The organism is Pedobacter suwonensis, from assembly GCF_044762335.1.
GTDB lineage: Bacteria > Bacteroidota > Bacteroidia > Sphingobacteriales > Sphingobacteriaceae > Pedobacter.
In genome coordinates this window covers 152,606-165,900 of the sequence record NZ_JBIWEB010000005.1, presented here as the reverse complement: position 1 = coordinate 165,900, position 13,295 = coordinate 152,606, and the positions used below count along the sequence as shown (strand labels likewise).

The window sequence follows — 13,295 nt, the reverse complement described above, 5'->3', positions numbered from 1 at the left end:
CATGAATCGAATTCAGGTTTCTAAATTCTATTCATAAGAAATCATAAATATTTTTATCAGGTTTGTCATGTTACTTAAATTTAACTTGCTTCATTTTTTGACTTACATCAAAGGTTAAGTTTTTTAATACCCTCAACTTTGATGTATTAAAAAAATCAATATGAAAAAAGAATATTTCAAACACATCAACACACTTTTTGTAGTGATCCCAATGACATTAATTATGGCATTTGTAGGTTTAATGCGAAACTATGGTTTCGGCGAGGATTGGTTCCTCAAATTTTTAAAGGCCTGGAGCGTAATGTTACCCGTAGCTTATCTGGCAGCTTTCATTATTATTCCCAACGCACGTAAACTGGCTGAGAAGGTTACCTCCAAAACCTAAACATTGTTACATTTGGCAGAAGTCATATCATGCAAGAACAGCTTTCTAGTTATATCAGTGCAAAAATTATCATTAGCGATGCGGAGCTCGAACAGGTATTGTCTTTTTTCAAGATGGTGCAGGTAAAGAAAAACGAAATCCTGATCAGTCCTGGGGAAACATGTCAGCGTCTTTACTTTATTGATAAAGGTTGCTTACGAATTTTCTTCTTAACAGCCGGTGGTACGGAAGCCACCCGGCATTTTGCTTTTGAAAATCAGTTTGCCTCAGCGCTGGTAAGTTTCATTACCAATGATATCTCAAAGGAATATGTCCAAGCTGTAGAAGATACGAGGCTATACTACATTTCGCAAAACGATTTTCAACAGTTGCTTAAAATGATCCCGCAGTGGGAGAAATTTTACCGCCATTATCTGGAATATGCTTATGTAACCAATACCAACCGATTAATGTCGTTTATTACACTCAATGCGACCGAGCGTTACCGCCAGTTGCTGGCGCAGAATCCAACTGTGGTAGTGCGCCTGCCTAATAGGATGGTGGCTTCTTACCTGAACATATCACAAGAAACGCTGAGCAGATTAAAATCAAAAGCATAGCTTATTCAAGGGTAACAGTTTTTAAGCATTAGCAGGTTTGTTTTATTTACCTGTTTCTTGGTAATCTCAGGATCTTTGCCTTAAAGCAATTATAAAATCACCAGCACAAAATTTCCTTAACTCTTCTATCCTAAACTTTAAAACAAAATCGGTATTTTTGCCGCTCAATTTAGATTATAGATATGTTAAGAACAGTAACTTGTGGTGCATTAAACCTAAATAACTTAGGCGAAAGTGTTACGCTATGTGGTTGGGTACAAAAATCAAGAGATTTAGGCGGTATGACTTTTATCGACATCCGTGATCGTTATGGTATTACCCAGTTGGTTTTTAACATGGACGATAATCGCGGGCTTTGTGAAACCGCACGTACTTTAGGTCGTGAATTTGTGATCAAAGCGGTTGGTACGGTTGTAGAAAGAAGCAATAAAAACCCAAAAATGCCGACCGGTGAAGTAGAGATTAAAGTTTCTGATTTGGAGATTTTAAACGCGGCGAAATTACCTCCATTCATGATCGATGATGAAACAGATGGTGGTGATGAGTTGCGTATGAAATACCGTTATCTGGATCTACGCCGTAACCCGGTGCGCAATAACCTGGTTTTACGTCATAAAATGGCCCAATCGGTTCGCCGTTATTTAGATGCCTTAGATTTTATTGAGGTAGAAACGCCTGTATTAATTAAATCTACACCAGAGGGAGCGAGAGATTTTGTGGTGCCTAGCCGCATGAACGAAGGTGAGTTTTATGCTTTGCCTCAATCGCCACAAACCTTTAAACAATTGTTGATGGTTTCAGGTTTTGACCGTTATTTTCAGATTGTAAAATGTTTCAGGGATGAAGATTTAAGGGCCGACCGTCAGCCGGAATTTACGCAGATCGATTGCGAAATGTCGTTCATTGAACAGGAAGATATCTTAAGTACTTTTGAAGGCTTGATCCGTACTTTATTTAAAGAAGTACGTAACTATGATTTACCAGAGGTACCCCGTATGCAATATGCAGATGCGATGCGTTTGTATGGTTCTGATAAACCGGATACCCGTTTTGCCATGCAGTTTGTAGAACTTAACCACCTGGTAAAAGGCAAAGGTTTCCCTGTATTTGACAACGCAGAGTTAATTGTTGGTATCAATGCTAAAGGTGCAGCAGGCTATACACGAAAGCAACTGGATGAACTAACAGATTTTATCAAACGCCCGCAAATCGGCGCCACAGGCTTGATTTATGCCCGTCATAATGATGACGGAACTATAAAATCTTCAGTTGATAAATTCTTCAATGAGGAAGATCTTAAACAATGGAGTGAAGCTTTCGCAACAGAAAAAGGCGACTTATTATTGATCTTGGCCGGTTCTACCGATAAAGTGCGTAAACAACTGAATGAGCTTCGCTTAGAAATGGGCAACCGTTTAGGTTTACGCGATAAAAATACCTTCTCTGCCCTTTGGGTATTGGATTTTCCGCTTTTAGAGTGGGATGAAGAAACAGAACGCTACCATGCCATGCACCACCCGTTCACCTCGCCAAAACCTGAAGATATTGCTTTGTTAGATACCAAACCAGGTGAAGTACGCGCCAATGCATACGATTTGGTCATTAACGGAACGGAAGTAGGTGGCGGGTCTATCCGTATCCATGATAGGGAATTGCAAGCCTTAATGTTTAAACATCTAGGTTTTAGCGCGGAAGAAGCACAAAAGCAATTCGGTTTCTTAATGGATGCATTCGAATTTGGCGCACCTCCTCATGGCGGTATTGCCTTTGGTTTCGATCGCTTAACCTCAATTTTTGCTGGTTTGGATTCTATTCGTGATGTGATTGCCTTCCCTAAAAACAATTCGGGCAGAGATGTGATGATTGATAGTCCAAGTACTATTGACGAAAAACAATTGAAAGAACTGAAGATAAAGACGGATTTGTAATAGATCCCGACGTGCTCAAATTATGACAAGTAGTAGTACATTAAATCGTGCCATAATTACTGCATGATTAGCATTTTTAAGAAGATCCTGAATAAATACAACTATCGGATCAGGTAATGAAAAGCATAAAAAAGCCTCATAATTTAAAATCCTGAGGCTTTTTTATCTTCATCTAGTCATTATGTCAATAATGAACTAATTCCGAGTGACACAATGTTAAATAACCTGAACTCGATAATTATTTAGTAAAATACTGTCTTACAAGCACCCTATCCCTGACCGATTCGTCATGCTGAACTTGTTTTACGAGTAGAAATAATATTTTCAATGGCCTTGTAGCTACTCCGTGGTCAGCATCTTTTTAGCAGGGAAGACCCTGAAATGAATTACCTTCGGTGAGCTCGCCAAGGCTCGGTTCAGGGTGACGGTCGATTAATCAAAAATTCAATATAAGCTACCGACAGGTAATATTAATAATCGAATTAGGTTAATAAGTTTCACTATCAGGTGGAATCCCATAGTCAATAAACTTCTTTTCCTTTTTTTCTTTCTTTTTACCGAACCAGCCCTTAACAGAGTTAAAAATTGCCGATAAATGTTCCGCATCAAGCGATTTACCAACCTTACCAGATACGAATCCAACAGCTGCCTTAGTTAAAAAACCAGCACCTCTGAATAGGGTTTTATTCATCACCATAGGTAAAAGCAATGACATGGCTGTACCGCTGATATTTAATTTTTCATCGGCTTTGAAAAGGTTATTAGGCGTTGCATATTTCTTTATTAATGCACTAAGCGTAAATTGTTTAAAGTAAGTTTTAGCATCTGTTTTAAGCATATTCTGCTTAAGCGTATACTCCACCTTGAGTTCTAATTTTCTGGCCTGCAAGTCTTCCAGGTTACGGATGTCTTTATAACTTCTCATCTTCCTCCTTATCTGCAAGTTTATCAAAATATTTCCTGATCGCTATATTGATAATGGCTTTTTCAATGTATTTATCTTTCGTTAAATAAACAATAACGGCCAGTAAAATATAGAATAGGGAAACACAGCCAAAACCTCCTGCATAACTGCCAAGAAGGTCGGATACGTATAGTGCCAATGTTACAGAGCCGAATAAAAAGGCCAAAATAAAGCAAACAATAACAGTGGTACTGGTTACCAGATCAGCAAAAATTTTCGACGCTTTTTCTACAATATAAAGTCTGGTATACTCAACCCTGGCATCTAAAAAGCCTTTGGCGTCATCTACCAGATCTTCAATACTTTTATCTTTATTCTCTTGCATAGTTCAGATGAGATTTAGCCGGGTAAAAACCCGGCTATGCAATATTTATTTATTATGCGTGCTCTACGTCGTCGCTATATTCTTCTTCTACGCTTCTCAATTTAGTTTTAATCGAGTCTACTACTTTATCTTTCAGGCTAGCCAGATTATTAATCTCATCTGCAGCTTTATCTTTGATAGAATCGCCAAGATCTTTCAATGACTGGCTAAGTTTATCACGGGTTTCATCACCTTTATCTGGTGCGAACAAAATTCCTAGAGCTGCACCGGCAGCTAAGCCAGCTAAAAGCGCAACTACAACTTTTGAGTTATCATTCATAATTAATTATTTTAAGGGTTTAACAATGATGTACAATATAAAACTACTACATTATTTATTGTTAAGCTATATTATAACTCGCTATGCTCATTATTTGTTTTAATTCTTTCCAATCTTTCTGATGCAAGCGTGCTGGTTTCGTAAATCTTAACCAACAGTATAAAATAAGATAATAGTAGCGGACCAAAAACAAGGCCCAGTATTCCGAATAAAGGTATACCAATAATTACGCCAATTACTGTTATTATAGGATGAATATTGCCAACTTTTTTTGCAATCATAAACCGCAGCACATTATCAATATTGATAATGACTACAAAACCGAAAACAAGCATGGCCCAACCTGCAAAATTATTTCCGTTTGCGATCTGTAAAATCGCAGCGGGCACAAAAACAACAGGAGGTCCTAAAACCGGTACAAAGGAAATAAAAGTTGTAATTACACCCCAAAACATCGGGTCTTTATAACCCAAAACATAAAAAGACAGGCTTACCAGTGAGCCTTGAACAAGACAGATTAATCCCTGGCCCAATACATTCGCATAGGTGGTATTTCTCATTTCATCGCCAAAACGAAGCGCGTTTTGTTCCCTAAATGGGGCATATTTTATCAGGGAAAACTCGAATCTTTTCCGCTCGATCAGCATAAAGTAGAGTAAAAAGTAAACGACCAACAAGCTTAACACAATATTTACTGCACTTGATAGTAAAGAAGGAAAAAGATCGGTAGCCCAATTGCCTAAGCGGTTTAATCCTTCCTGAATAAGACCCTGATTAATTTTAAACGGAATGAGGTGCTGTAGTTTGATCAGTAAATTCCTGAAAAAAACCTCATTATTCTTCAGTTCTGAAATTTTACTGATCACCATGCTGCTTAACGCATAAAAAGGCATCACAATAAGTATAATGGAAATGACAATGAGGAAAATAGCCGTTACTCTTTTGTTCCAACCCCTGTGTTCTGCCAAATGGATATAGGCAGGCCTCATGATCGTATATAACACCAAAGTACTTAAAATTGCACCAAAGATACTCTGCAGGGAATATGCAATCAACACCCCAAGCGCAATAATAATAACCAGGTTGATGTTATTTCGTTGCTTATAAGAAAATACTGACATTTTTAGACAATAAGGTTATTCTTTAAATCCTGAAACCGCCGGTTTTGTTTTCCCGATTTAAGATTTATATTCCTTTTTCAGGATCAATAAATTTGATTTTATTATAAAGTGTTTTTCTGTCGATATTCAAGATTTTTGCCGCCTTGGTTTTGTTAAAATTAACCGCTCTCAATACTTCTAAAATAGTATGATATTCAGCTTCTTTAGCCGCATGGCGTAAATTGAGAGACGGATCGTGATTTGACCTATGCGGAAAAAGTGCGGCTTTTTTTTCACCCGGTTTCTTCGGGTAATCAGCCATCCCAAATTCCAATGGCAAAACCTGCGGCTCAATCCAGTCGCCATCAGTTAATAGGGCAATTCGCCTGATCACGTTCTTCAGCTCGCGTACGTTACCAGGCCAGTGGTATGCCAATAAACACTGCTTCACTTCATCAGAAAAGCCTTTGATTTCTTTATTCAGTTCTTGGTTTGCTGTCGCCAAAAAGTGTTCGGCAAAAATCAGGATATCCTGGTCACGATCTTTTAATGCCGGCACGTGTATCGAAAATTCATCAAATCGATGATATAAATCTTCCCTAAATGCACCCTTCTCGATCGCTTCCTTTAAATTTTCATTGGTAGCTACAATAAGCCGTACATCCACATCAATCTCCTTTGTACTGCCAATCCGCTTTATTTTCCGCTCCTGCACCGCCCTGAGCAAGGTTGCCTGAATTTCGTACGACAAATTACCGACCTCATCAAGAAATAATGTACCGCCATTAGCTTGTTCAAAATGACCAACTTTAGTAAAGGCAGCACCGGTAAATGCTCCTTTTTCATGTCCGAAAAATTCACTCGCGGCTAATTCTTTGGTTAACGAACCACAATCCATAGCAACAAAAGGCTGTTCACGACGGGAACTATTTAAATGAATGGTTTTGGCAACACATTCTTTTCCCGTTCCACTTTTCCCCGTTAAAATTACGGTATAACCTGTTGGTGCAATGAGCTGGATCTGTTTCAGCAAGAACGCTGAAGCTGCACTCTCGCCATTAATATACTCCTGACAATTAAACCGATCGGAAACGTCCTTGCATCCGGCATGGTCTAAATGTTTAACAGATCTTAATTCACCCTGCGCTTCCAGGGCCTTATTAATGGTATTTAAAATTTCATCCGTATAAAGCGGTTTCTCAATATAATCGAAAGCCCCAAGTTTGATCAGTTCTACCGCAAGCTTAATATCTGAATAGCCCGTGATAATAATCACACTGGTATGTGGATAGTGCTCTTTAACATAAATTAAAATTTCCTTTCCATTTGTATCATCCAAACGATAATCACACAATACCAGATCAAAGCGCTCTTCTCTGAGTGCTTGCATTACCTTTTTACCACTTGTTACATTCGAAACTTCAAATCCCTTTTTGGTTAAAAATCTGGAGAGCAATAAGCCGATGCTAATTTCATCGTCAACAATGAGTATCTTCTTTTTCATGAGCAGCGCTGTTATCTTAAAAACCCATATATGTCGACAACATGTAGAGTTAATAATTAAATAACATAGTTACTCAAAAAAATCTATATTGAAAAGGTTTTGCAACATTTTTGTTATACAAAATATCAAATTAATACTACACTGCACTATTTTCCGGAAAAGTTTGGCTTTCTCTTTTCAACAAATGCAGATACACCTTCTTTAAAATCGGCCGTTTCGAAACATTTCCCAAAAGCCTCAATTTCGGTAGCATAGCCATTATCATTGTTCACCGCTGCGATTACCGCTTTTATGGCAGCCGAAACAGCCAATGGTGCACGTTGTTTGATCAAATTCAATATTTCTTCGGCCTTGCTTATCAGATCAGGCTGCGGAACAACGTAATTTACCAGCCCTATCTTTTCTGCCGCTGGAGCCGTAATCATGCTTGCAGTTGTAATCATTTCTATCGCTTTGCCTTTTCCAACCAATTGGGTAAGACGCTGCGTACCTCCGTAACCCGGAATCAATCCTAAAGTAACTTCCGGCAAACCCAACTTTGCATGGTCTGCCGCAATACGCATGTGGCAGGCCATAGCCAACTCCAATCCGCCACCTAAAGCAAAGCCATTAATTGCAGCAATAAATGGTTTTGAGGAATTTTCGATGGCATTAAAAACCTGATCTTGACCAATTTTTGCTAAATCTTCTCCCTGCTTACCGCTATAATCAGAAAATTCTTTAATATCGGCTCCTGCAACGAAGGCCTTTTCACCCGCGCCGGTTAAAATAACACCCCTTACCTCATCCGTTTTATCTGCGTAGGCAATTACATCGCCCAGTTCTGCCAACGTATCTTTATTTAGAGCATTTAGTGCCTTTTCCCGATTTATCGTAACATATAAAATGTTTTCCTTTAGTTCTGAAATTAAATTTTGATATGCCATAGCTTAAAAATTTCTATTTTCTGTTACCCAATTCTGAATATATTCTACAATACTGGCCACTGTTGTACCCGGAGGAAACAGCTCTCCAACACCCATAGCGGCTAGTTTCAACCGATCTGCCTCCGGGATAATCCCACCGCCGGTTAATAACACATCATCCAACTGTTTTTCTTTCATAAAATGAATAATCTTTGGAAAAACCGTCATGTGTGCACCAGATAGAATAGAGATCCCGATGGCATCTACATCCTCCTGAAGTGCAGTGTTTACCACCATTTCAGGGGTCTGGCGCAAGCCAGTATAAATTACCTCCATGCCGGCGTCCCTTAAGGAAGTTGCAATTACTTTAGCACCTCTGTCATGGCCGTCTAATCCAACTTTAGCTACTAAAACACGGATAGGCCGATTTAATACTTTGCTCATCATTCATATTAAGTTGATGTAAATGTATCGATTTTGGCTTTCAAATTAATCATTAACTAAAACAAGTAGAATTGCACTAATCTTTTTACATTTGCATTCCTAATTTACAGGTTTTTATGAGTGAAGAAAAGTCATTGAACTTTATTGAAGAAATTGTTGAGAACGACTTAAATAGTGGTAAGTATGAAACTTTGGTTACGCGTTTCCCGCCTGAACCTAATGGTTATCTACACATTGGCCACGCTAAAGCGATATGCTTAAATTTCGGACTAACACAAAAATACGGCGGTTATACCAACCTACGTTTTGACGATACCAATCCGGTTACGGAAAAAACAGAATATGTAAACAGTCAGCAAGAAGATATCAGGTGGCTGGGCTTTAACTGGAAAAATGAATTATATGCTTCAGATTATTTTGATGAGCTGTATGGCTTCGCCGTTAAGTTAATTGAAAAAGGTCTGGCTTATGTTGATGAAAGCTCTGCAGACGAAATTGCAGCTTTAAAAGGCACACCAACTGAACCAGGACAGGATAGCCCATACCGAAACCGCAGCATTGAGGAGAATTTAGACATTTTCACGAAAATGAAAAATGGAGAATTTCCTGATGGTGCTTATATTTTGAGAGCTAAAATCGATATGGCCAGTCCGAACATGTTAATGCGCGATCCGATTATTTATCGCATTAAACATGCCGAACACCACCGAACAGGCAATAAATGGTGCATTTATCCAATGTACGATTTTGCTCACGGACAAAGCGATAGTATTGAGCATATTACCCACTCCATCTGTACCTTAGAATATGTTTCGCACCGCGAATTATACGATTGGTTTATCGAAAAATTAGAAATTTTTCCTTCAAAGCAATATGAATTTGCCCGTTTAAATCTCACCAGTACAGTAATGAGTAAGCGTAAGCTGCTTCAACTGGTTAACGAAAACCTGGTAAACGGATGGGACGATCCGCGCATGCCTACCATCAGCGGTTTGCGTAGGAGAGGTTTTACGCCAAAAAGTATCCGCGAGTTTTGCGAACGTATCGGTATTGCCAAGCGCGAAAACTTAATTGAACTCAGCTTATTGGAATTCTGCATCCGTGAGGATTTAAATAAAACGGCTAATCGCGTAATGGCAGTTTTAGACCCGATTAAACTGGTCATTACGAATTACGAAAAAGGCACAGAAGATTTAACCGGTGAAAATAATCCTGAAGCTGAAGACGGCGGTGGCACACGTGTGATCCCTTTTTGCAATGAGCTTTGGATAGAACGTGAAGATTTTATGGAAGTGCCGGCAAAAAAATGGTTCCGCCTGGCTCCTGGGGCAATGGTACGCTTAAAATTCGCCTATATTGTTAAATGCGAAGATTTTGTGAAGGACGAAAACGGAAACGTGACCGAAATTCATTGCACTTACATTCCGGAATCGAAAAGCGGAAGCGACACAAGCGGGATCAATGTTAAAGGAACCATCCATTGGGTGAGTGCACCACACGCTAAAACAGCCGAAATCCGCCTTTACGATCGTTTATTTGTTTCAGAAACACCAGATGCTGAAGAAGGTGATTTTAAAGATTATTTAAATCCTGAAAGCTTAATGGTATTGCCAAACGCTTATATCGAACCTGCTTTGGCAGATGCAGATCTGGATGGCCGCTATCAGTTTATCCGTAAAGGTTATTTCTGTTTAGATAAAGATTCAACAGCCGATAAATTGGTTTTCAATAGAACAGTAACGCTAAAAGATACATTTAAGAAGCCAAATTAATAATATTTTAAACCACAAATAGACACGGATAACCACAGATTATCCGTGTTTTTTTTGCCAGAATTTGGCTGCAAATGCATGCAGAGAAGAATGTGATAGCAAATATTAGCATTCTTTTTACGCCATAAACTTTGGACATTACACTTTTAAAGATCCTGGAACAACCTACCTTTGACAAATTTCTTAATAAAGAGTCGTCATTGCGAGGTACGAAGCAATCTTAAGCGCACGCTAGCAGCGATCGTTGTAAGATTGCTCCGTCGGCTGAAAAGGCCTTCTCGCAATGACGATTCCTCAATGCCTATCACTACAAAAAAACTCCTCTGTAATCTATATGATTTTTATAAAATCTATCCCTCATGACGATGGCACGAGTGCAATCTACAACAAAAGCCACTCCGCTTAATATTTCGTATAAAGGTTATACAACACCAAAATATCAACCGGTGTTAAAGTTTTTGTGATGTCTGATTGTATAAAATGTATTTTGAAAGCTTCAATGGCAGCCGGCAGGTTAGCGGTATTGTAACCAATGTATTTAAGGGCTTTTTCTGTATCAAAGTCTGCAGGTGGATTTTTCAACACCTCATCATACCAAAACCCGAAACCCTTGTCTGCCAATTTCTTCCACGGGAAATTCCTGGGGTCATTTTTACGGCCTGGTGCAATATCTGCATGGCCAATGAAATTCGCCGTCGGTATGTTATATGTTTTTTTTAGCGTTGCCAGTAATTTTAGCAAGCTATTGATCTGTGCATCAGGCCAGGGGTCGGTTAAGCCATTATTATCCAGCTCAATGCCAATTGATGAAGAATTAAGATCAGTATCTTTTCCCCATTTACTCACACCGGCATGGTTTGCACGTAAGTAATCATTAACCATATGCACCACTTTACCATCCCGGCCAATTACGTAATGCGCGCTGGTACCGGCTTTGGTAGAAAAAAATGTTTTTATGGTTTGCGCTAAACTGTCCTGAGCCGTATGATGGATCACCACAAAATTTGGTTTGCGTATTCCAAAATTTACAGAACCAATCCACTGCTGATTTGTTGGATTTAACGAATCGTATAATTGCCCGGCTGGAGGTACCGTTCCGATAATTTCTGCAAAGCCCTTTGCCTTATCCTTATAAATTTTTTCTGTTGCCGCGTACCTGTTGGTTGTGCATGAGGCTAAAATCATGACCAGAGAAAAAGCAGTTAATAAAGATGTTTTGTATAAATTGGAGAACAGCATGGGCATGTTGATTTTAAAAAAATGAAGGTACAAAGTTATGCTAAACTTCGCCCAATGCATCAAACTTTATACAAAGCTTTTAAAATTTACTAATTTAGCGGCCATATACTTTACTATGAAGAATTTATACAGATCAACCCTGTTTGTATCAGCGATAGCCATTTCAGCAGGTGCATTATCATCTTGTACCGGCAATAATAAATCTAATAATGAAAATACTGCAGTAGTACAAAAAGATAGTCTTACCGATTATGTTGCACAGAGGTTACCGATTTATGAAAGGGTAAAATTAACGACCAATATTAACGGGCTTAGTGTTAACGACCGCAAAATTTTGCCTCTGTTAATCCAGGCAGCAGAAATTATGGATCAACTTTATTGGAAACAAGCTTACCCGCAAAGAGATAGCCTGCTGGCCACTATTAAAGATGAAAAAACACGCGATTTTGTTAATATCAACTATGGCCCCTGGGATAGATTAAATAACGATAAACCTTTTGTTGAAGGTGTAGGCACCAAACCAGAAGGAGCATTCTTTTATCCAAAGGGAATTACAAAGGAAGCGATAGAAAAATCAGACCTCAAAGATAAATTTGGTGCCTATTCTGTTGTTCAAAAAGACAGTACAGGCAAATTATCAACCGTCCCTTATCACGTACTGTTTGCTGCTGAGTTACAAAAAGCAAGCTCCCTGTTAAAACAGGCTGCTTTAATTGCAGAAGATGCCGGTTTAAAAAAATATTTAAACTTAAGGGCAGACGCCTTGGTAACCGATAATTTTACGGCGAGTGATTATGCCTGGCTGGATATGAAAACCAATGGTTTGGATATTATTATTGGCCCGATCGAAAATTATGAAGACAAACTTTTCAATGCCCGTACCAGTTACGAAGCTTATGTCTTAATTAAAGATAAGGAATGGAGCAAACGTTTGGCAAAGTATGTAAAAATGCTTCCCGAATTACAGAAAAACCTACCGGTTGCAGCAAAATATAAAACAGAAACCCCTGGAACGGACTCGGAGTTAAACGCGTATGATGTAGTTTATTATGCCGGAGATTGTAATGCGGGATCTAAAACCATTGCTGTTAACCTTCCAAACGATGAAAAAATTCAACAGGAAAAAGGCACACGCCGTTCGCAGCTGAAAAATGCCATGCAGGCAAAATTCGACAAGATCCTGGTACCGATATCAAAAGAATTAATTGAGGCTGACCAACAGCAGTACATTAAATTTGATGCTTTTTTTGCAAACGTAATGTTTCATGAAGTAGCACATGGCTTAGGGATTAAAAAAACCATTACCGGAAAAGGCTTTGTTCGTGCCGCATTAAAAGAACAATACAGCTGGCTGGAAGAAGGCAAAGCCGACATATTAGGTTTATATATGGTAACCGGCCTGCTTAAAAAGGGCGAATTGCAAGGTGATATTAAAGATTACTATACCACATTTATGGCCGGTATCTTGCGCTCAGTCCGCTTTGGTGTTTCTGAAGCACATGGAAAGGCAAACATGCAATGCTTTAATTATTTTCAGGAAAAAGGTGCTTTCGAGCGTACGCCAAAAGGCACCTATAAAGTAAACTTCGAAAAATTTGCATCAGCAATGAACGATTTGAGTGCGTTCATCCTTACCCTTCAAGGTAACGGCGATAAAGCTGCAGTAGAAAAGGCACAAAAAGAGAAAGCAGTTATTCATCCAACGCTTCAAACAGACCTTGACCGTTTGACCAAAAAGAATATTCCGGTTGATGTAGTTTTTGAACAAGGAGTTGATGTACTGGGCGTAAAATAAAAGATTCTTTAATAGA

Annotated in this window: 13 protein-coding genes; 5 read left to right on the top strand and 8 right to left on the bottom strand. The window is 38.8% G+C overall.

Annotated elements, in window-relative coordinates; genetic code table 11:
- The first annotated feature begins 160 nt into the window (after positions 1-160).
- The 3 genes from ACIQXP_RS10375 to aspS all read left to right on the top strand — a co-directional run bounded on the left by ACIQXP_RS10375 (position 161) and on the right by aspS (position 2,912).
- Positions 161-385, top strand: coding sequence for a DUF2798 domain-containing protein (locus tag ACIQXP_RS10375; RefSeq protein WP_293745143.1), 225 nt, complete (start codon positions 161-163; stop codon positions 383-385).
- A 29-nt stretch (positions 386-414) separates the two neighbouring features.
- Complete coding sequence (locus tag ACIQXP_RS10370) at positions 415-984, top strand: Crp/Fnr family transcriptional regulator (RefSeq protein ID WP_387505431.1); 570 nt, start codon at positions 415-417, stop codon at positions 982-984.
- Positions 985-1,166: 182 nt separating this feature from the next.
- A complete protein-coding gene (gene aspS, locus ACIQXP_RS10365) occupies positions 1,167-2,912 on the top strand; it encodes an aspartate--tRNA ligase (protein WP_387505432.1) in 1,746 nt (581 codons plus the stop codon).
- A 487-nt stretch (positions 2,913-3,399) separates the two neighbouring features.
- Here the strand turns inward: aspS and ACIQXP_RS10360 are convergent, their stop codons facing one another.
- From ACIQXP_RS10360 to ACIQXP_RS10330, 7 genes are all read right to left on the bottom strand, one after another.
- Positions 3,400-3,837: a hypothetical protein gene (locus tag ACIQXP_RS10360; RefSeq protein ID WP_387505433.1), complete on the bottom strand. Its 438-nt coding sequence runs from the start codon at positions 3,835-3,837 to the stop codon at positions 3,400-3,402.
- Complete coding sequence (locus ACIQXP_RS10355; RefSeq protein ID WP_387505434.1) at positions 3,824-4,201, bottom strand: phage holin family protein; 378 nt, start codon at positions 4,199-4,201, stop codon at positions 3,824-3,826. The genes ACIQXP_RS10360 and ACIQXP_RS10355 overlap by 14 nt, the downstream gene beginning before the upstream one ends.
- A 52-nt stretch (positions 4,202-4,253) precedes the next feature.
- Entirely contained in the window at positions 4,254-4,520 is a 267-nt protein-coding gene (locus ACIQXP_RS10350; RefSeq protein ID WP_047800161.1) for a YtxH domain-containing protein, read from the bottom strand.
- 71 nt (positions 4,521-4,591) lie between these two features.
- Positions 4,592-5,641 carry an AI-2E family transporter gene (locus tag ACIQXP_RS10345; RefSeq protein ID WP_293745139.1) on the bottom strand — a complete coding sequence of 350 codons (1,050 nt, stop codon included), beginning with the start codon at positions 5,639-5,641 and terminating at the stop codon, positions 4,592-4,594.
- Positions 5,642-5,705: 64 nt separating this feature from the next.
- Positions 5,706-7,124, bottom strand: a complete 1,419-nt coding sequence (locus tag ACIQXP_RS10340; protein WP_293745138.1) for a sigma-54-dependent transcriptional regulator — start codon at positions 7,122-7,124, stop codon at positions 5,706-5,708.
- Positions 7,125-7,270: 146 nt separating this feature from the next.
- Entirely contained in the window at positions 7,271-8,050 is a 780-nt protein-coding gene (locus ACIQXP_RS10335) for an enoyl-CoA hydratase/isomerase family protein (protein ID WP_387505435.1), read from the bottom strand.
- 3 nt (positions 8,051-8,053) lie between these two features.
- Positions 8,054-8,476, bottom strand: coding sequence for a cobalamin B12-binding domain-containing protein (locus ACIQXP_RS10330; protein WP_387505436.1), 423 nt, complete (start codon positions 8,474-8,476; stop codon positions 8,054-8,056).
- A gap of 113 nt (positions 8,477-8,589) precedes the next feature.
- Here ACIQXP_RS10330 and ACIQXP_RS10325 point away from each other — a divergent pair, with 113 nt between their 5' ends.
- Entirely contained in the window at positions 8,590-10,245 is a 1,656-nt protein-coding gene (locus tag ACIQXP_RS10325) for a glutamine--tRNA ligase/YqeY domain fusion protein (protein ID WP_387505437.1), read from the top strand.
- Between the two features lie 402 nt (positions 10,246-10,647).
- Here ACIQXP_RS10325 and ACIQXP_RS10320 read toward each other — a convergent pair whose 3' ends face one another.
- The gene (locus ACIQXP_RS10320) at positions 10,648-11,484 is read right to left on the bottom strand and encodes an N-acetylmuramoyl-L-alanine amidase (protein WP_293745135.1); all 837 of its coding nucleotides are present in this window, start codon (positions 11,482-11,484) and stop codon (positions 10,648-10,650) included.
- Positions 11,485-11,599: 115 nt separating this feature from the next.
- On the opposite strand from ACIQXP_RS10320, the gene ACIQXP_RS10315 reads away from it, so the two are divergent.
- Positions 11,600-13,279 (top strand): dipeptidyl-peptidase 3 family protein, encoded by a 1,680-nt coding sequence (locus ACIQXP_RS10315; protein ID WP_387505438.1) that lies wholly within the window; start codon positions 11,600-11,602, stop codon positions 13,277-13,279.
- Positions 13,280-13,295: the final 16 nt, after the last annotated feature.

Coding starts and splice junctions, on each gene's coding strand:
- aspS (WP_387505432.1), top strand. CDS start 1,167: ATGTTAAGAACAGTAACTTGTGGTGCATTAAACCTAAATAACTTAGGC.
- ACIQXP_RS10355 (WP_387505434.1), bottom strand. CDS start 4,201: ATGCAAGAGAATAAAGATAAAAGTATTGAAGATCTGGTAGATGACGCC.
- ACIQXP_RS10345 (WP_293745139.1), bottom strand. CDS start 5,641: ATGTCAGTATTTTCTTATAAGCAACGAAATAACATCAACCTGGTTATT.
- ACIQXP_RS10325 (WP_387505437.1), top strand. CDS start 8,590: ATGAGTGAAGAAAAGTCATTGAACTTTATTGAAGAAATTGTTGAGAAC.
- ACIQXP_RS10320 (WP_293745135.1), bottom strand. CDS start 11,484: ATGCTGTTCTCCAATTTATACAAAACATCTTTATTAACTGCTTTTTCT.
- ACIQXP_RS10360 (WP_387505433.1), bottom strand. CDS start 3,837: ATGAGAAGTTATAAAGACATCCGTAACCTGGAAGACTTGCAGGCCAGA.
- ACIQXP_RS10370 (WP_387505431.1), top strand. CDS start 415: ATGCAAGAACAGCTTTCTAGTTATATCAGTGCAAAAATTATCATTAGC.
- ACIQXP_RS10375 (WP_293745143.1), top strand. CDS start 161: ATGAAAAAAGAATATTTCAAACACATCAACACACTTTTTGTAGTGATC.
- ACIQXP_RS10350 (WP_047800161.1), bottom strand. CDS start 4,520: ATGAATGATAACTCAAAAGTTGTAGTTGCGCTTTTAGCTGGCTTAGCT.
- ACIQXP_RS10330 (WP_387505436.1), bottom strand. CDS start 8,476: ATGATGAGCAAAGTATTAAATCGGCCTATCCGTGTTTTAGTAGCTAAA.
- ACIQXP_RS10340 (WP_293745138.1), bottom strand. CDS start 7,124: ATGAAAAAGAAGATACTCATTGTTGACGATGAAATTAGCATCGGCTTA.
- ACIQXP_RS10335 (WP_387505435.1), bottom strand. CDS start 8,050: ATGGCATATCAAAATTTAATTTCAGAACTAAAGGAAAACATTTTATAT.
- ACIQXP_RS10315 (WP_387505438.1), top strand. CDS start 11,600: ATGAAGAATTTATACAGATCAACCCTGTTTGTATCAGCGATAGCCATT.